General features: G+C 51.4%; 16 protein-coding genes and 1 pseudogene. 6 read left to right on the top strand and 11 right to left on the bottom strand.

Annotation, left to right across the window (positions count from 1 at the left end; all coding sequences use genetic code 11):
• Positions 1-21: 21 nt before the first annotated feature.
• Together PGL02S_RS07365 and PGL02S_RS07360 are read right to left on the bottom strand one after the other, a co-directional pair.
• On the bottom strand, positions 22-930 hold the full coding sequence (locus PGL02S_RS07365; RefSeq protein WP_006207075.1) for a carbohydrate ABC transporter permease: 909 nt from the start codon (positions 928-930) through the stop codon (positions 22-24).
• 16 nt (positions 931-946) lie between these two features.
• Entirely contained in the window at positions 947-1,918 is a 972-nt protein-coding gene (locus tag PGL02S_RS07360) for an ABC transporter permease (protein WP_006207076.1), read from the bottom strand.
• A gap of 431 nt (positions 1,919-2,349) precedes the next feature.
• Between PGL02S_RS07360 and PGL02S_RS07355 the strand changes: the two genes are divergently transcribed.
• Positions 2,350-3,387 (top strand): glycoside hydrolase family 18 protein, encoded by a 1,038-nt coding sequence (locus tag PGL02S_RS07355; protein WP_036640177.1) that lies wholly within the window; start codon positions 2,350-2,352, stop codon positions 3,385-3,387.
• Positions 3,388-3,854: 467 nt separating this feature from the next.
• Here the strand turns inward: PGL02S_RS07355 and PGL02S_RS07350 are convergent, their stop codons facing one another.
• On the bottom strand, positions 3,855-4,073 hold the full coding sequence (locus PGL02S_RS07350; RefSeq protein ID WP_036640179.1) for a DUF378 domain-containing protein: 219 nt from the start codon (positions 4,071-4,073) through the stop codon (positions 3,855-3,857).
• A 166-nt stretch (positions 4,074-4,239) separates the two neighbouring features.
• Positions 4,240-5,136, bottom strand: coding sequence for a LysR family transcriptional regulator (locus tag PGL02S_RS07345; protein ID WP_036640181.1), 897 nt, complete (start codon positions 5,134-5,136; stop codon positions 4,240-4,242).
• A 159-nt stretch (positions 5,137-5,295) separates the two neighbouring features.
• On the opposite strand from PGL02S_RS07345, the gene PGL02S_RS07340 reads away from it, so the two are divergent.
• Together PGL02S_RS07340 and PGL02S_RS07335 are read left to right on the top strand one after the other, a co-directional pair.
• Positions 5,296-6,339 carry a YeiH family protein gene (locus PGL02S_RS07340; protein ID WP_036640182.1) on the top strand — a complete coding sequence of 348 codons (1,044 nt, stop codon included), beginning with the start codon at positions 5,296-5,298 and terminating at the stop codon, positions 6,337-6,339.
• A 365-nt stretch (positions 6,340-6,704) separates the two neighbouring features.
• Entirely contained in the window at positions 6,705-8,174 is a 1,470-nt protein-coding gene (locus tag PGL02S_RS07335; protein ID WP_036640184.1) for an alpha-amylase, read from the top strand.
• A gap of 132 nt (positions 8,175-8,306) precedes the next feature.
• Here PGL02S_RS07335 and PGL02S_RS07330 read toward each other — a convergent pair whose 3' ends face one another.
• Together PGL02S_RS07330 and PGL02S_RS07325 are read right to left on the bottom strand one after the other, a co-directional pair.
• The gene (locus tag PGL02S_RS07330) at positions 8,307-9,206 is read right to left on the bottom strand and encodes an ABC transporter permease subunit (protein ID WP_006207081.1); all 900 of its coding nucleotides are present in this window, start codon (positions 9,204-9,206) and stop codon (positions 8,307-8,309) included.
• Between the two features lie 18 nt (positions 9,207-9,224).
• Positions 9,225-10,133 carry an ABC transporter permease subunit gene (locus tag PGL02S_RS07325; RefSeq protein ID WP_036640186.1) on the bottom strand — a complete coding sequence of 303 codons (909 nt, stop codon included), beginning with the start codon at positions 10,131-10,133 and terminating at the stop codon, positions 9,225-9,227.
• 271 nt (positions 10,134-10,404) lie between these two features.
• Between PGL02S_RS07325 and PGL02S_RS07320 the strand changes: the two genes are divergently transcribed.
• A complete protein-coding gene (locus tag PGL02S_RS07320; protein ID WP_036640188.1) occupies positions 10,405-10,884 on the top strand; it encodes a glutathione peroxidase in 480 nt (159 codons plus the stop codon).
• Positions 10,885-10,972: 88 nt separating this feature from the next.
• Here the strand turns inward: PGL02S_RS07320 and PGL02S_RS07315 are convergent, their stop codons facing one another.
• The gene (locus PGL02S_RS07315) at positions 10,973-12,934 is read right to left on the bottom strand and encodes a glycoside hydrolase family 127 protein (protein WP_036640190.1); all 1,962 of its coding nucleotides are present in this window, start codon (positions 12,932-12,934) and stop codon (positions 10,973-10,975) included.
• A gap of 136 nt (positions 12,935-13,070) precedes the next feature.
• Between PGL02S_RS07315 and PGL02S_RS07310 the strand changes: the two genes are divergently transcribed.
• Positions 13,071-13,895, top strand: coding sequence for a helix-turn-helix domain-containing protein (locus PGL02S_RS07310; RefSeq protein WP_036640193.1), 825 nt, complete (start codon positions 13,071-13,073; stop codon positions 13,893-13,895).
• Positions 13,896-14,076: 181 nt separating this feature from the next.
• Here the strand turns inward: PGL02S_RS07310 and PGL02S_RS07305 are convergent.
• From PGL02S_RS07305 to PGL02S_RS07295, 3 genes and pseudogenes are all read right to left on the bottom strand, one after another.
• Positions 14,077-14,175: pseudogene (locus PGL02S_RS07305) on the bottom strand (VOC family protein); the annotation flags it as partial.
• An 84-nt stretch (positions 14,176-14,259) separates the two neighbouring features.
• A complete protein-coding gene (locus PGL02S_RS28725; RefSeq protein WP_235187358.1) occupies positions 14,260-14,421 on the bottom strand; it encodes a hypothetical protein in 162 nt (53 codons plus the stop codon).
• A gap of 81 nt (positions 14,422-14,502) precedes the next feature.
• Positions 14,503-15,243, bottom strand: coding sequence for an HAD family hydrolase (locus PGL02S_RS07295; protein ID WP_036640195.1), 741 nt, complete (start codon positions 15,241-15,243; stop codon positions 14,503-14,505).
• Positions 15,244-15,449: 206 nt separating this feature from the next.
• Here PGL02S_RS07295 and PGL02S_RS07290 point away from each other — a divergent pair, with 206 nt between their 5' ends.
• Entirely contained in the window at positions 15,450-16,334 is an 885-nt protein-coding gene (locus PGL02S_RS07290; RefSeq protein WP_036640197.1) for a class I SAM-dependent methyltransferase, read from the top strand.
• A 208-nt stretch (positions 16,335-16,542) separates the two neighbouring features.
• Here the strand turns inward: PGL02S_RS07290 and PGL02S_RS07285 are convergent, their stop codons facing one another.
• Positions 16,543-17,577 (bottom strand): CdaR family transcriptional regulator, encoded by a 1,035-nt coding sequence (locus PGL02S_RS07285; protein WP_036640200.1) that lies wholly within the window; start codon positions 17,575-17,577, stop codon positions 16,543-16,545.
• Positions 17,578-17,694 lie beyond the last annotated feature (117 nt).

Genomic DNA, 17,694 nt, shown 5'->3' with positions numbered 1-17,694 from the left:
AGTGTGGATTATGGTTTAAGATCAGCCCTTGACGGAACCAATCATAACACCCTGCACAAAGTAACGCTGAAGGAACGGATAAATCGCAATGACCGGAACGGTCGCAACAATAATGACGGCATATTTAACCAGCGCAGCGATTTCCGCTTTGGTATTCATCGCCGTCGCTGAAGAGGCATCAATGGCTCCGCCGCCCTGCGCTGCCATCTCCTGAAGCACCAGGATCTGGCGCAGGAAGAGCTGCAGCGGGTACTTCGCTGAATCATTCAGATAGATCATGGCGCTAAAGTAACTGTTCCAGTGTCCGACTCCGTAGAAGAGTGCCATGACAGCAATGATAGGCATGGAGAGCGGAAGCACAATTCGGATGAACAGCCGGAAGTTAGTACACCCGTCGATATGGGCCGCTTCCTGCAGCTCCTTCGGAATGGTGGACTGGAAGAACGTGCGGGATACGATAATATTCCAGATAGATGCGGCGCCTGGCAGAATGAGTGCCCACATGCTGTTCACCATGCCAAGATCCTTAACCAGCAGATAGCTCGGGACGAGCCCTCCGCCGAAGAACATCGTTACCAGGAACAACGCCATGAAGAAGCCCCGTCCTACGAAGTCCGAGCGGCTCAGCGCATACGCTGCCGGCAGGGTGACAATGAGGTTGACGATGGTGCCTACCACCGTATAAATAATCGTATTTTTATAACCGATCCAGATGTTGGCGTTCTCAAACACCCGGGCATAACCGTCAAACGTAATCCCTTTTGGAATAAGCCACATTTCGCCGGAGCTGACATACTTGGGATCACTGATTGAGGCGCTGACGATGTATAGCAGCGGGTACAGCACAATGACGAGCGCTATCGTCAGATAGATGTAGTTGCATACCAGGAACAATTTGTCGCTTCTGCTTTCCTTAACCGCGGATGACATGTGTTTTCCCCTCCTTCTACCACAGACTGTTTTCACTGGTGCGGCGTGCAATTTGGTTCACCGCGATCAGCAGAATCGCATTCACTACCGAGTTGAACAATCCGACAGCTGTGGAGAAACTGTACTGCGCATCAACCAGACCGGAACGGTAGACGAATGTCGAGATGACATCGGACGAGCCCATGTTCAGCGGATTTTGCAGCAGCAGGATTTTCTCGAAGCCGACGCCGAGAATGCTGCCCATGTTCAGAATTAACAAAATGGTGATCGTAGGAATAATGGCCGGGATGTTAATATGAAGAATCCGTTTGAACCGGCTTGCACCGTCCACCACAGCAGCTTCATGCAGCTGCGGGTCCACCCCCGACAGGGCAGCAAGGTATATAATGGTGCCCCACCCTGTACTCTGCCAGACACCGGACAGCACATACACGGTCTTGAACCATGCAGGATCTGTTAGAAATTGAGGCGCTTGGAATCCAAGGCCCTCCACCAGATTGACAATCATCCCTGACGATGGAGACAAGAAGGTAATAATCATACCGGACATGACCACAACGGAAATAAAATGCGGCGCATACGTTACGGTCTGCACGGTGCGCTTGAAGAAGGAATCCCTTACCTCATTGAAGGCCAAGGCCAGAATAATGGGCAGCGGAAAGCCTATAGCCAGCTCGTACAAGCTGATGCTGAGGGTATTCCACAGCAAATCCCAGAAATAATATGAATTGAAGAAGCGTACGAAATGATCGAATCCAACCCACGGACTGCCCGTAACCCCTAATGTAGGGATAAAGTTCTTAAATGCGATTTGTATGCCGTACATCGGCCCGTAATGGAAAATCACAAAGTACAAAAATGCTGGCGCGATAAACAGATACAACTCCCAGTTTCGAATCATCCTCCTCCATAACGTATTTTTCTTGCGATTCGGAATCGTGTTCACCGATAGGTCTGGCGACAAGGCGGACTTCCCATCTGGCTGCATCGGTTGCTCCCTCCTTTTCTAATGAAAATCCGGCCGTCTTTGCAGGAAAAGCGAATAACACTCCTGTTTACATGTAAGGAATGAGGCCACTGACCACACCTCGATATCGTGCGGCTCTGCTTCGCTTCGGAAAATTGTTAACGCTTACATCCCAAGTGTATGAACCGCGGGCTCATCCGTAAATATGTCGTTTTCAATTGTCACCTTAAGACCCGGAAAGTGCTGTCATCACGGGGTTTTGGGCTTTTGGCCCCAACTTGCCATTGTCATTTCGGAGAAGTAAAACATGTAGAATTTGACCCTTTTCCCACCTGAAGTTGTCATTACAGCATCGTGCACAAGCTTGACAGATGCCAGATCTGAACGTAAGTTGGAAAAATAAACCGTAAAGACAAAACCCACATATTCTTCACGAAACGAGGTATTCACGTATGCAGACATCATCCTGGATTCTGGCCGGTTATGCAGGGCGCAAGGTCTTATCCCAGATCACTGCCGAGGATGCCCAGCGGCTCACTCATCTGAACGTTGCTTTCGCTCATATCCAAGAAGACAAGATTACGTATGCTGACACGGATACCGTTCACGAAATCCAGCGCCTGAAATCCATCAATCCCAAGCTCACGATCCTGTTATCCGTTGGCGGCTGGGGCTCAGACGGATTCTCGGAAGCTGCATCCACGGCAACGGGAAGACAAAGCGTGTGCGAATCAGCGATAGCTCTGCTGCAGGAGTTTCCTTTTGACGGCATCGACCTGGACTGGGAATATCCCTGCTACTCAATAGCCGGAACGACTGCATCGCCTAACGACAAGGGGAACTTTACCGTGCTGCTGAAGGAGCTGCGGGAAGCGCTCGATCACTACGGACAGGGGAGGAATCATCGCTATCTGCTGACCATCGCTGCCGGAGCCGATCAGTATTATATTGAGGGTACCGAAATAAGCGACATCCACCCTTATCTCGACTTCATCCAGCTCATGACCTACGACATGCGCGGCGGGTTCCAGACAATAACAGGCCATCATGCCAACCTCTATACCTCTACTGGCGATCTGTTTCGAATTAGTGCGGATGCTTCCGTACGCATGTTCACCCTAGCGGGCGTGCCGCGAGAGAAAATCGTGATCGGTGCCGCATTCTACTCCAGAAGATGGAAGGACGTGCCGGATGTAAACAACGGTTATCTCCAGATCGCTCCATCCTCGGGCGGCTATGGTCCGACTTACACCCAACTCACGGCCGACTATTTCAATAACCCTCAGTTCAAGCGGTTCTGGGATGATGAAGCCAAAGCCCCTTATTTGTTCGATGGCAGCAGCTTCATTACATACGATGATCCGGAATCGTTAACCCATAAATGCAAATACATTCAGGATCAGGGGCTGGCGGGTATCATGTTCTGGGAATACAGCTGCGATGCGACACACAGTCTGCTGGATGCCATGTACAGAGCATTTCATTCCTAAACGAAATCGAGGCTTGCCTGCTTTGCAGCTATCTCGCTCCCTTCCTCATGTATATTTGGTGTCCACCGTTCTTCCGGTCTGCTTCGTTCATGTTTATATGTGCGAGGCAGACCTTTCTCTGTTTGTGCAAGAAGAAATCCCGATAGAATATGTGTTATATTATCTATCATTCATCTATCATTCCTTCAAGCATCGTTATGACTTGGTTTTATTCTATGAGTTCCTTCCCTGCTCCGTAAATATGTCGTTTTTAACTTGGAGTATAGGCCATATAGACACTGATAAACACTGGGAAAAACAAGGAATATATGTTGATTTTGCACCTGACATGAGATTGTGCAGCCATGGACAATATCGGAGTAAGGGCAGAAAAAAAAGCCGCCCCGTGAAACGGAGCAGCTTTATTACCAGATGCGAATATCGATTTAAATCCCGAATTATGATATGTACATGTTATGAAACATGACTTATCTAGCTGGATCTCTATCATCATTCGTAACATCACCGAAAAAGCGGATCGAGTATAATGCACACAGACCCACAATCGTATAGATGATACGGGAGCCTGCAGAACTCTGCCCACCGAACAATGCAGCTACCAAATCGTATTGAAACAGGCCTACAAGCAGCCAGTTAATGCCCCCAACGATCAATAACAGCAAAGCAATGGTATTAAATGTTTTCATCGTTTAACCCTCCTTACGCCCGATTTTCATATCAATTCATCATGAATAGCTTATCTATGGATTTTAGTATTTATTTTTGACCATTTATCTCATTTGTAATCATGTCCTAACAAAAAAAACATCCCTTGTCAGGGATGTCCATTCTCTTCGATCATTTCACGCATATTCACACTTCCTTCGGAAATCCGCGCCGCTGATGCAGCAGCTCCAGAAATACCTCAACCGCCTTTGTATGATAGGGTGTCTTCTCCGTAATCCACGAGAACTGCCGCGCTACCGGCTTACCGTTGGGTACCAGCATATGCAGGGTTCCGAGCTGAACCTCTTTGCGCACTACCCATCGCGACAGCAGGGTAACGCCGAGACCTGCCTCTACGGATTCCTTGATCAACTGCGTACTTCCGAACTCCACGATATGTTCAGGGTGAACACCATACCGGGTAAACATCCGCTCCGTGGCCTCCCGCGTGCCTGATCCGGCCTCTCTTACAATCCAGGTCTCATTGGCAAGCTCGGAAAGCGCCAGCTCCTGCAGATGATCATACCGCCCGTCGCGGGGAACCATCACCACCATTTCATCCTCTGCAAAAGCCTCGATATGCAGCTTCTCATCATGATAATCCCCTTCAACGATACCGATATCCGCTTCATGGCGCAGAATCATCTCCGCCACCTCGGTCGTATTCCCGATCGTGATCGTAGGGCGAATCAGCGGATAATGCTCTCTCATATATGCGATCAAATGCGGCAGCATATACTCCCCGAAGGTGTAGCTGGAGCCAATGGAGAGGTTCCCGCCAGCACGGTGCATCAAATCATCCACAAGTGAATTCATGCGCGTGTACAGGCCCAGAATCTCCTTCGCGTGATGGTATACAATTTCTCCGGCTTTATTGAGGCGGACGTATTTATTGGTTCTATCCAGCAGCTTGGTGCCAACAGACCGCTCCAATGCCTGGACATACTGGCTTACCGCAGGTTGTGTCATGAGTAGTTCTTCGGCTGCGCGGGTGAAGTTCCCCTTCTCCACGACCGTTACAAATACCTCTAGTGCTTGATCCATCTTGGACCTCCTTCACTTCTCCAGCGTCCCTCATCAATATGAGATGATATTACCATAACTGATTACTTATGATGACTATTATAATGATTTATTTTTCTTATCCAGCCGAATGGGATACGATGGGTTCAGACCAACCGAACGAATCGGAGGTTAGACCTTATGACTGAACCAGCCTATTCCAAATCACAAGCAACCGTCCATCGCCTGGTTCGTTGGATACATGATACACTGCCTGCCGCCGCAGGCGGCATTGCCTTCACCTTTATCATTGCCCTCATGGGCTACGCACTAGCAAGCATCCCGGGTCTTGGCTACCTCGGCCAGCTTGCCTGGGCGATTCTGATCGCCGCCTTATACCGGCAACTGCGCGACTACCCGGAGCGGCTGCGCATCGGCATTCAATTCACAGCCAAGCGGCTGCTGCGTCTGGCCATCATTCTGTATGGACTGAAGCTGAATATCGGCATCGTGTTCCAGCAAGGCCTGGGCCTGATGCTGAAGGATGTGATCAGCGTTGTTGTAGCCATTGGGCTGACGCTGCTAATTGCCAAATGGCTTAAAGCCGACATGTCCCTGTCCCTTCTGCTCGGCATTGGAACCGGTGTCTGCGGCGCGGCTGCCATTGCCGCCGTGTCCCCCATTGTGAAGGCCAAGGAGAAGGACACGGCGCTTGGAGCGGGCCTTATCGCCTTTCTTGGAACCATTGTTGCCATTGGCTACACCCTCGTTCAGCCGCTGCTTCCTCTGACGGACACCCAGTATGGTGTGTGGTCGGGAGTAAGTCTGCATGAGATTGCCCATGTAGCCCTCGCAGCCGCTCCGGCGGGTGAGGACGCGCTGGCCATTAGCTTGCTTGCCAAGCTGGGACGGGTATTTCTGCTCGTACCACTCAGTGTCGTGCTCATGCTCTGGATGAAACGTACCGGGCGCATCGAGAGCCACACGAAGATGGAGTTCCCCTGGTTCCTGCTCGGCTTCATTGCAGCGAGTATACTGGGAAGCTGGGAATGGACCGGACAACCGATCATTCCTCTGCCGATCAAGTATACGATTTCTCAGGCAGCTTCCTTCCTTCTTGCCATGGCGATGGTGGGACTTGGCCTGAATGTCCACTTGAAGGATCTGCGCAGCGCATGGCGGCCGCTGCTGGCCATGTCCATCACCACTGCGCTGCTAATCCTGCTTACCTATGCTATGGCTTGAGTGAGCGGGATCGGCTGCCATTGTGTACGAACCAAAAACCATCCTCACGCATATTCATGCGCAGGGGATGGTTTTTTTTGCACAGATGAACCAAGCCGAAGAGGTGTGTGGATGCCGAATTGCGGGAACTATTGGAATAAGAGAGCTGCAACCTTATATTTGAAGAAAATGCCTCCGGTGTCATGTCCGTTTCTTGCTCTTCTGTCGATGAAGAACCCCCGTCTTTTTCCTTCCATTTTAGGGTAAAACTAAAGCAATTGGACCCACTCATCGGGCACAAAGGTTTAGCTCCCCTGCTTTCTTGGGTATTTGAGATTTAGCACGCAGTATTTATACAGAGCTATCATTGTAGAGGAGATGGAAGTATGCAACGAAATCATACGATTATGCAATTCTTCGAATGGCATGTTGCAGCCGATGGCTCGCACTGGAACCGACTCAAAAGCGCAGCACCGGAGCTGAGCAAGGCAGGAATCGATGCGGTTTGGATTCCCCCCGTGACCAAAGCATCCTCCGCCGAGGATAACGGGTATGGGGTGTATGACCTGTACGATCTGGGGGAGTTTGACCAGAAGGGAACGGTTCGCACCAAATACGGGACCAAGCAGGAACTAACCGATGCCATTGCAGCCTGCCACAAGCACGGGATTGCCGTCTATGTGGATCTGGTGATGAACCATAAGGCGGGTGCTGATGAAACCGAGCGGTTTCAGGTTATCCAGGTTGATGAGATGGATCGGACGAAGGATATATCCAAGCCGTTCGAGATCGAGGGCTGGACCAAATTCACCTTCCCTGGCCGCGGTGATCAGTATTCCTCGTTCCAATGGAATTTCAATCACTTTAACGGAACCGACTATGATGATAAGAGCAAGCGCTCCGGCATATTCCGAATTGTGGGCGAGAATAAATCCTGGAGCGACAAGGTGGACAATGAATTCGGGAATTACGACTACTTGATGTTTGCCAACATAGATTACGGTCATCCGGATGTACGCAAGGAAATGACCGCCTGGGGCCAGTGGCTCGTGGATACATTGCAATGCAGCGGGTTCCGGCTTGATGCCATCAAACACATCAACCATGATTTCATTAAAGAATTTGCCGCAGCCATGAAGAAAAAACGCGGAGAGGATTTTTACATCGTGGGCGAGTTCTGGAATCCCGAGCTTGAGGACTGCCGGCATTTCCTGGATACGGTGGATTACAAAATCGATCTGTTTGATGTTTCCCTCCACTACAAACTCCAAGCTGCTTCCAAAGCCGGCCGTTCCTTCGATCTGCGAAAGATCTTCGACGATACACTCGTCGCATCGCACCCCATGAATGCCGTTACGTTTGTGGACAACCATGATTCACAGCCGCAGGAATCATTGGAATCGTGGGTGGAGGACTGGTTTAAACAGAGCGCTTATGCGCTGATTCTGCTGCGCAAGGACGGTTATCCTTCCGTCTTCTACGGAGATTATTACGGGATCGGCGGCGAGAAGCCCATTCCCGGCAAGAGAGAGGCCATTGACCCGCTGCTGTATGCCAGGGTGAACCGGGCGTATGGCGAGCAAGATGATTATTTTGACCATCCGAACACGATTGGCTGGGTCCGCCGGGGGATCGAGGAAATCGAGCATTCCGGCTGTGCCGTGGTGATCGCTAACGGGGATGCCGGGGAGAAGAGAATGTTTGTTGGTGAGCATCGCGCCGGAGAGATATGGGTGGATCTGACTCGCACCCGGAAGGAACGGATCACGATCGGTGAGGACGGGTTCGCTCTGTTTCCGGTTAACGGCGGGAGTGTGTCCGTCTGGGCTCACCCGGAGCTTCCCGTAGAAGCTTAAACAGCGGACACATTATACAGAGACTATAAAAACCGGAAGAATGGCTCTCCGCCAGGTATGCCTCCACATGGGAAGCGCCTTGCGATAGCCTTCATTCTTCCGGTTTTTTTGACGTTAACAGCCGGGCTCTAATCAGCCCTTAACCTGAAAACGACGGCGCAAGCCTTCGCCTAACAAGTTGAACGTTATGATCAGCAGCATCATGGCAAATGCCGGATACACAACGAATTGGAACTTTCCTAACCAGATGTCCGCTCGATTCTTGGACAGAATCGTCGCCCAGTTGTACCCGGTCTCCACGAATTCCATGACATAATAGTTGACTTCCTTCCACTCGTGACCAAGGAAGATGTTCACAATCGCAAGCTGACCGAGGAGGAGCATCACCTTCCCCATATCCAAACAGAAGTTGACGATAACTTCGGGGAACATGACCGGGATATAGTAATTCTTCGTCAACGTCCTCGTGCGAAGACCTAACGCGGTTCCGGCTTCCATGTAAGGCTCGCTTGCCATCTTGTGGGCCTGCTGCTGAATCGTGATGGCCACCCGCCCGGCTTCAACGCTGGCCAGAATCAGTATGGCCCAGCCCATCCGCTGCTGGGAGAAGAGAAAGAACGGAAGCGCAAGCAGCAGCGCGGATGCGAAGACCGGCGGCAAATAGGAACACATCTGGTTCCAGAAGGTAATGAACTGGTGGGTGAAGCCCTTTTTCTTACGAGCGATCAGTCCCAGGGGCACCCCGATCGCATATCGGGCAGCCGTAATCGCGAGCACCAGCAGAATCGTATCCTTGGCGGTCACAACCAGTTTGCTCAAGTTATCGACCCCCCTCTTATCCGATCCAAGCCAGTTCTTCGAAGAAGGTTTATAAGGCGGAAGGGTCAGCTTCTGCTTGCCGTCCTTCATGACCCATCTGGAGGGTTCATTCTTCAAATCCTTATCAATGAAGGGCATGTACGGCCCCGCCAGCATAACAAAGACAAAGAAAGCAAGCAGAATGCCGCCAATCCATAAAGGGAAATTCTTCAAGATAACTCACCTCGTTTCTTATCGCGGATCAAAGTACTTGCGTGCCGAATGACTGATCCATTGAACGATCATGAACAGCACCATGAAGGAAAATGCGATATAAATAATGACACCCGGCTCATAGTTGCCGCCGGTGCCGCTGAACGTATTGAAATCCAGCGCCTGAAACAATCTCCAAGCCGCTCCCGGATAGTTGCGGTAATATTCCACCACGAGCAGGTTCGACAAGATGAAGACCAGCAGACCCGGAAGATGGGTCAGGATGGTTGCGATGCCGTTTCGCAGCATATGTTTGTAGACGACCTTCCGGTCACTCAGCCCTTTGGCTTTAGCCAGCAGTATGTATAGTTTGCCTTCCTGTGCGAGCAGCGAAGCCGACGTGATCCGGGCAATAAAAAATATCGGGTAAATTGAGACAAGCAGCGAAGGCAGCACGAAAGCCTCCCAGCCGTCAACCGCAAAATAACGGATAGCCGGAACATGCTTAATGAGCACCCATTGGGCGATCAGCATCAGGAAAAAATCCGGAATGGACTGGAACAACCATGTCGTCCAGTGCCCCAGCACGCTGAATTTGGTCTTGGACAATTTGTAGTCCAAAACTCCCTTCAGAATACCTAACACGAATCCTATCAGTAAAGCGGATACAATAACCAGCAGGCTTTTGCCAACAGCTTCAAAAGCAGCCGCTTCCGAGGACTGGCCGATATACCGCGTTCCCCCGAGCGTCCCGTTCTGAACAGCGCTTGCAAAATAGTCACGGATGTACGTAACATACTGGCCCAGATCAAAGGAATAATTGGTCACCACTAAATTGCCGTCCAGCGACAGATTCAAATCCCTTGGAACCAGCACAATCAGGACGATGAACATAAAAGCGAGCAGACTGGTCACCGTCGTTTTGAGCATTTGTGTTCTTAATCTCATTTAGGCCTCCTATACATTGTTTCAGCAGTACCCTTCTTGTCTTGCTTCATCTGCTTAACTACTTATTCTACTACTATCACATATTTCCTAAATACGTCCAGATAAAAATACAAATTTTTACTTTATATTTTCCACATCATGTATTGTGCTCCTTGATCTGTCATATTTATAGCATGTATAACCTGACATCACGGTTCTATTAAATTGCAATCCTTGGTAAAAGGATATACTCTGTTTCTATATACATCCTATCAGAGGAGGTTCTACGGCGATGTCCATTTATGAATATGAAGTAAAAACGATACGTGGTGAGTCCCAAACACTCGAGCCCTACAAGGGTGAGGTGATGCTCATCGTGAACACGGCAACCAAATGCGGCTTTGCCCCTCAATTTGACGGTTTGGAGAAGCTGCATCAGTCATTCCGCGATCAGGGACTGGCCGTGCTTGGCTTCCCCAGCAGCCAATTCATGAATCAGGAGCTGGAGGAGGATTCCGCGATCGAGGAAGCCTGCAAGCTCAATCATGGCGTAACCTTCCCTTTATTCTCCAAGATTGATGTGAACGGCTCGCACGCTCATCCCCTCTACAAACATCTGACCAGTGAAGCCCCCGGCGCGCTCGGCATTAAAGCAATCAAATGGAATTTCACCAAGTTTCTGGTGGACCGCAGCGGCAAGGTGGTTAAACGCTTTGCGCCAACGGATACCCCGGAAAAAATGGAAGAAGATATCAAGAAGCTGCTGAAATAAATCTGGAGCTGCATACATTCGAATAAAAAAAGGGCTTGCGCGAGATCAACCGACCTTGAGCAAGCCCTTTTTCGCTGCCTGGCTTCCTTTACTGCAATGGCATCCACACCGTCATCTCATTCTCGCCACGATTGCCCCATAAATAATACGGAATGGCTTTGAGCGCTGCGGGACGCAGCGGCGTTGGCGAAGTACGATACAGATCACCGCCCCAGTCACCGGATTCTTCACGCCAGCCTTCCCCTTCAATGACAACCGCCCCTCCGAGAAAATCAGGATCAAACCGTGAGCTCAGCTTAGGCTCGCGAGCTAGCGATACGGACGACATCGGCGCTCCATGATCTACGCTTTCCAGGCAGTATACCAACGGTCCACGCTGGATTGCGGCTTTACCGGCATTGGCCCGTATATTCGGATTAGCCCTTACTTGATGGATCTCCATGGAGAGTTCCAGCTCCAGGGTATCTCCCGGCGCCCATACTCTCTTGATGTAGGCATAGCCGTCTGTCATAACATCCTCCATGCTCACGTCTTCCCCATTCAAGCGCAAATCTGCTTTGCCGCGGGACCAATCCGGAATGCGGAGAGCTACCGTCCACTCAACTGCCTTCTCCGTCTGGATGGCAAGTGTAACGTCCCCATTCCAAGGCAGCGCGCTGTTCTGAATGACCTTCACAGGCACATCCCCGAACTGAACCGATGCTTCACCCCCCATGTATAGATGCGTGTACAGCGTATCCTCGTTCATCGTATACACATATTCACCCAGCGAAGACAGCAGTCTCGCCACATTCGGTGGACAGCAAGCGCATGCGAACCATCCCGGCCGAACCGGCTTCACATGGAACTTGCCCGGATTATGGCGACAGGCCGCAGGCCATACCTCAAGCGGATTGACATAGAAGAAATGCCGCCCGTCCTGAGCCATGCTGCCAATGACCGTGTTGAACAGCGCACGCTCCATCACATCCGCATACTCCGATTTGGGAGCCAGCTCCAGCATGCGCCGGGCAAAAAAGATCAAACCGATGGAGGCACAGGTCTCGGCATACACTGTATCGTTCGGCAGATCATAATCCGTCGTGAACGCCTCTCCGTGATGGGTTGAACCGATGCCTCCGGTAATGTACATCTGTTTATGAACCATGTTAAACCACAGGTTCTCGCACGCCTCCAGAAGAGCGGGGTCTTTTGTTCTGGCCGCTAAGTCCGCCATGGCCGTGTACATGTACACGGCCCGGACCGAATGTCCAACCGCCTCCCTCTGTTCCCTTACGGGCAGATGACTCTGATGATAAGGCAAGTGCGGCGGGTTCGCTACCGAGGAGTAGAATGATTTTCGCCCTCTCTGCTCCCACTCCTGAAGGAAGAAGTGAGGCTCCGTGCCGCGCACATCTATAAAATACTGGCTCAGGTTCAAATATCTCGGCTCCCGGGTCACCTCATACAGTTTGACAAGCGCCAATTCGATCTCCTGATGCCCGTCAAATCCGTGGATTTTGCCATCCTCAGGCCCAAAAACAGAATCGATATAATCCGCTAGGCGGCACACCACATCCAGCAGCTTCCGCTTCCCTGTTGCCAGATAGTGCGCTACCCCGGCTTCCATCATATGTCCGGCACAGTACAGCTCATGGCAATCCGTCAGATTGGTCCAGCGCTTCTCCGGCTCCTTCACCGTGAAATACGTATTCAGGTATCCATCGGGCTGCTGGGCAGCGGCCACAAGATCAATCAGCTCATCCACCTGCTGTTCCAGCTTCGGATCCGGATGGATGGCAAGCGAATACGCCGCAGCCTCCAGCCATTTGGCAACATCGCTATCCTGAAATACCATCCCGCCATACTCGCCCTTGTCCCTGCCGGCAGCGATTCGAAAATTGGAGACGCCATGACTTGGTTCGACACCCGGGATTCGATCATGCAGGGCTTCGTACTGGTACGGAATCACCACATCCCTTACCAGCTCTATGTAACGGGACCAGAACGGGTCCGTCAGTTTCACTTGCTTAAGAGGTACGGCAGCAGAACGCGAAGCAAGAGTCGTCATCTTCAATACACTCCTTTGAGATTCGATAGGATAAAGCCTCGACACTTCCCATTCTACGATCTATGATAGGATGAAAACGATATCAAAAATGACCTAATTTCTTATACAATCTCACACATCCCTTGGAGGTGAATCCGTGACGGAACGAAGCGTTCTTTCCTTCCCTTCACTGCCGCTGCCCTTCTTCCTTGAATCAGGTAAAACACACTATATGCCGGGAGAGTCGCATCCGAACCGAAGAAATCTTGGCGTCTTCGATATCATCCTGGTGCAAAGCGGCTGCTTGTTCTTGGGCGAAGAGAGGCAGCACTGGAAACTGTGTGCGGGGGATATGGTCGTCTTGCTCCCCGATGCTTACCACTTCGCGGTACAGGATTGCCGAGAAGAAACGTCCTTCTACTGGCTGCATTTTCAGACCCTAACACCGGATATAACCGGGCATGATTCAATCTCACACAATATTGAGCTGCCCAAACAAGGCCGTATACCCTATCCGGAGCAAGTCTACCAGCAGTTTGAGTCTCTGCACCTATTGGCAACCGAACCGAGGTCTACCGCATTTTGGCGGGAACAAACCTTGTTTATTGAGCTGCTGCAGCTGCTTGATCCGTCGAGGTCCGACCAGGAACAGTCGCGGGTGCGCAAAGTGGCGGAACAAGTGGAATCCTATATCAAAATGCACTATCGCGAACCCATCAGCAATGCGCGGATATCGGCAGACCTGCATTTTCACTACAATTACTTGACGCGCTGCATGAAAGAATCGCATGGCGTAACCCCAACGGAGTATCTGCTTCAATACCGCCTGGACCAGGCAAAGCGGCTGCTCCTGACCACAAGGTGGTCCATGTCGCATATTGCAGAGCATGTTGGGTTTCAATATCCGCCCTATTTTTCCCGGCGCTTCTCCGCGCGTTTCGGTCTATCGCCGCTGCAATTCCGTAAGCAGTATACGGAATAAGCGGCATATAGAGAGTGGGGATGATCATGACAATATGAATGGTCATTTCGGGTCGGAGGGAGAACAAGGAGATGGTTCTTGGTTCTGGACACCCGGCAGCGGCTGCACGGCATTTGCAGTACCGGCACATAAAAAAGACGGCCCCACTTGGGCCCGTCCTGTTTAGATCGGCTGCCTGACACTATGCTTTGTTTGGCAGATCCAGCTGCCATGACACGCCAAACTTGTCCGCGATCCAGCCGAATTGTTCACTAAAGCCATAGTTGCCCAGCGGCATCATTACTCTTCATCTATAAAACACGCTCCTTTGTTCATTAGATCGAGATCATTCATCTTTCCTGTCTCCAGACGCTGCTCCAGCCCTTCAAACATCTTTTACCCCAGCCATGCTCGGTTTGGTGATGTATTCGGTCCGTGCTTGCTCGATATCCTCTACCAACCAGTCTTCCTCATGAGGCACAGTGATCTCCCAGGTTCCATCCACACGCGGTTCATTTCGGGCCATTTTGTTCGTGGTCTCCATCATAAACAACCACCTGGGCATCGTCTGGGGGGTTAACCAAACATCAAACACTCTCCGGTGCAGCCTAGAAGCGGCATTTCATCCTTATCCAATCAGCTCATCAAGCAGCCGCTCCAGCTCGCCATAACTCGTGACAATATGGTGCGGCTCATGTTCCGACTCGGGAGCAACGCTCCGGTGATTGAACCAGATGATATTCCAGCCCGCGGCGAGTGCGCCAATCACATCATTGCGCCATGAATCCCCGATGTAATAAGAGCTCTCCGGCGCAGTGCCGGTCAGCTGGTTCACATGGCGGAATATCCGCGGATCGGGTTTGTCCCAGCCAACGGCGCCGGATACGAACAAACGATCCGGCGGGATTAGATCACCGAGCTGCATAGCCGCTATTTTGTTCATCTGGTGATCCGCCGGTCCGTTGGTAATCAAGCCGACCACATGCCCGGCGTCCGCCAACTTTTTCAGCAGCTCCCGGGCACCGGCAAACATTCTGATGGTATACTGCCGATCCAGATAGGTCTGCTGTACCACTTCGGCCTCCTCCAGTGACAGTGGGATGCCGAATTCAGCCAGCGCTAATTGAAATCGGCGTCTGCGCATCTCCTCGACGGCTTCCCCGTAAGCTGCCGTGCCAGCACCTCCCAGCTCAACGGACAAGCGGTCACTGTAATATCGCATCCGATGGTATGCCGCTTCATAGGGAAATGCCTCGCCTGGACGGGCCGTCTCTTGAACAGCCTCGCGAAAAGGCGCCAAATGGTCATACAATGTATCATCCACATCGAAGAAGATTCCCTTCGGTGATGTTGTTCTCTTCATATTCATCCCTCTTCCTTCTCCCTGTCCCTCTATTGTACCTGTACAGGCACCGCTTGGGTCAAGTCCGTCTGTTGATAAGCTCCCTTGCTGTGATATGATGGCATTAAAGCAGCAGGATACGGCAATGGAGTCCTCATCCAGACTCGCGCACAGCCAAGCAAGCTCAAATTGCAATGCCCAGCTTATGTACCCGGATAAGGAGATGAATAACGATGACCAAGGATATGACCGAAGTGTGGAGCAAGGATTTCGTTCCCGAAGGCAATCGGGCCAGTAATGTGGATCGTTTCACCGGCTTTGAGGATACCTATGACCAGCATCGCCCGGAAGCTCCTCAGGAGGTTGTTACACTTCTAACAGGATATTTGGAACGCAAGCCCTCGCTTGTTGTCGATTTGGGCTGCGGGACGGGGTTATCCTCGTTTGCATGGAGAGATACCGCGGACCAAGTCATCGGCGTCGAGCCGAATGACGATATGCGGGGCAAAGCTATCGCCAAATGGCAGTCGCTGCAGCAAGAGCAAGGCAGCAGTCCCCATGGAAAAGCTGCCGATATCAAGTTCGTCTCCGGTTATTCCAATCAGCTGGCACTGCCGGATCAATCCGCAGACATCATGACCTGCTCCCAGTCCTTCCACTGGATGGACCCTGCCAGTACGTTAAAAGAGGTATCCCGTGTGCTGCGCGAGGACGGTATATTCGCTGTATATGACTGCGACTGGCCGCCAAGCCTCACCCGGAAGGTTGAACAAACCTATCTTGAGTTGATTGAACTGGCTGAAACCATCATTGACCGCCATGTGGATACTCAGGAGCAGGCCTATAAAGGGAATAAGAACGAGCATTTGAAGCACATCCGCGAGAGCGGTGTGTTCCGCTTCTCCAAGGAAATTGTATTCCACCATATGGAGCCGTTCACCGCGGAACGCTATACCGGCCTTGCTGTCAGTCAAGGCGGCATCCAAACCGTATTCAAGCTGAAGCAAAACGAAATCAACGACAAAATTGCACAGTTTCATACGCTGGTCGAGGAGCATTTTCAAGGGCGTACTCTCCCCGTGATGCTCAGCTATCGCATGCGGCTCGGCATTAAATAAAGTCAGACAACAGGGCAGCTCCAAGGTCATAATGGCCTTTGAAGCTGCCCTGTTGTTCATTGGACTCTTTTGCCATAAGACAAAAAAGAGCCGCGCGCCTTTCTCACTTCACCGCCCCTGCCGATGATATGCCGTGAAATATTTCTGCAGGAAGAGTCAGCGGGAACCGGTAGCCCTTCCAGATCGAGACCGCGCTCAGCCTCACTGCTTATTTTCGCCACATTAAGCTGCACAACAATTCGAACAGGTCCAGCACATGGCGCGGATTTTTGCCTGTCAGCTGCTTAATTCGGTTTAACCGGTAATGCAGGGTATTGCGGTGGATATTTAGCCTTTTTACCGTATTGTTGTGATCCCCATTCTCGGAAATGTATACCTGAAGCGTCTCAATGAGGTCCAGCTTGTCTCCGCCCTGCTCCAGAAGCGAATACAGCGAAGCCTGTGTGTCATCCGAATTATAAGCCAGGCTGATGAGAAACCTTAAATCCTCGTAGAAATTCACTTTGCGGCGGGGGTCGATGTTCATGCCCAGCTCCAGAGCGGATACCGCCTGCTCCAGCGATGTGGCAGCCAGCTCCTCCCGCTCCCCAATCCCCAAGCTGTGGACTTCATCCAGCTCGGTCAGCTTGTCCAGAAGGCTCCGGTATTTCATGGCGTCTGTCATGAAGAATACGGTTTTGTCGTTCTCCAAATTCCAGCTTTGAGGGTACGCTTGCTGCAGCCCCCGGAATACTTTGCCTCCCACAGAGCCCTGCACGAGCAGCACCCGGCATTTTCGCGTCAGGTCCAGTCCATAGCCTTCGGCACGCTCCAGAAACGGTTCATCGTAAGGCGTCTTGCGATAGGATAACTCATGGTAGAACTTCTCCCGATTTTGGCGTTGGTTCAACATGGCCTTGTTCTGACGCTCCTGCTCGATCAGGAGAACGACGGTCACTTGCAGCAAATTGCTGAGCGGTCTCACCTCATCGGGATGCCCCGTGATGCCGACCACGCCAATCACCTCATCCTTCACTACAATAGGCTCGTTCACCCCCGGCTTCATGCCGCCGCCTTCTTCATAGACCTCATAGATTCTCCCGGTCTGAATGGCTTTCTGGGCACCGATGTGCAGCGTGCCGATCCGTGCTGGGTCCCCGCTGCCCACAATGACCCCGTTCTCATCCATCACATTAATATTGTAAGGAATGACACGCATCATTTCTTTGGCGATATTCTCCGCCAGCGGCCGTGATAGTTTCATACATTATGTCCCTCCTTACCTGCCTGTCACGTACTGCCCCGTATAAGATCCCAATACAAGAGTCACTCTCTATAGTTTACACATCCCGCTTCCAATCCATATCCGGCCGGTAGAAAA

Source organism: Paenibacillus glucanolyticus NBRC 15330 (genome assembly GCF_004000885.1).
Taxonomy (GTDB): domain Bacteria; phylum Bacillota; class Bacilli; order Paenibacillales; family Paenibacillaceae; genus Paenibacillus_AQ; species Paenibacillus_AQ glucanolyticus.
This window is presented reverse-complemented; position numbering and strand designations above follow the sequence as displayed.

Coding starts and splice junctions, on each gene's coding strand:
- PGL02S_RS07315 (WP_036640190.1), bottom strand. CDS start 12,934: ATGACGACTCTTGCTTCGCGTTCTGCTGCCGTACCTCTTAAGCAAGTG.
- PGL02S_RS07335 (WP_036640184.1), top strand. CDS start 6,705: ATGCAACGAAATCATACGATTATGCAATTCTTCGAATGGCATGTTGCA.
- PGL02S_RS07320 (WP_036640188.1), top strand. CDS start 10,405: ATGTCCATTTATGAATATGAAGTAAAAACGATACGTGGTGAGTCCCAA.
- PGL02S_RS07350 (WP_036640179.1), bottom strand. CDS start 4,073: ATGAAAACATTTAATACCATTGCTTTGCTGTTATTGATCGTTGGGGGC.
- PGL02S_RS07360 (WP_006207076.1), bottom strand. CDS start 1,918: ATGCAGCCAGATGGGAAGTCCGCCTTGTCGCCAGACCTATCGGTGAAC.
- PGL02S_RS28725 (WP_235187358.1), bottom strand. CDS start 14,421: ATGATGGAGACCACGAACAAAATGGCCCGAAATGAACCGCGTGTGGAT.
- PGL02S_RS07295 (WP_036640195.1), bottom strand. CDS start 15,243: ATGAATATGAAGAGAACAACATCACCGAAGGGAATCTTCTTCGATGTG.
- PGL02S_RS07345 (WP_036640181.1), bottom strand. CDS start 5,136: ATGGATCAAGCACTAGAGGTATTTGTAACGGTCGTGGAGAAGGGGAAC.
- PGL02S_RS07355 (WP_036640177.1), top strand. CDS start 2,350: ATGCAGACATCATCCTGGATTCTGGCCGGTTATGCAGGGCGCAAGGTC.
- PGL02S_RS07325 (WP_036640186.1), bottom strand. CDS start 10,133: ATGAGATTAAGAACACAAATGCTCAAAACGACGGTGACCAGTCTGCTC.
- PGL02S_RS07290 (WP_036640197.1), top strand. CDS start 15,450: ATGACCAAGGATATGACCGAAGTGTGGAGCAAGGATTTCGTTCCCGAA.
- PGL02S_RS07285 (WP_036640200.1), bottom strand. CDS start 17,577: ATGAAACTATCACGGCCGCTGGCGGAGAATATCGCCAAAGAAATGATG.
- PGL02S_RS07365 (WP_006207075.1), bottom strand. CDS start 930: ATGTCATCCGCGGTTAAGGAAAGCAGAAGCGACAAATTGTTCCTGGTA.
- PGL02S_RS07340 (WP_036640182.1), top strand. CDS start 5,296: ATGACTGAACCAGCCTATTCCAAATCACAAGCAACCGTCCATCGCCTG.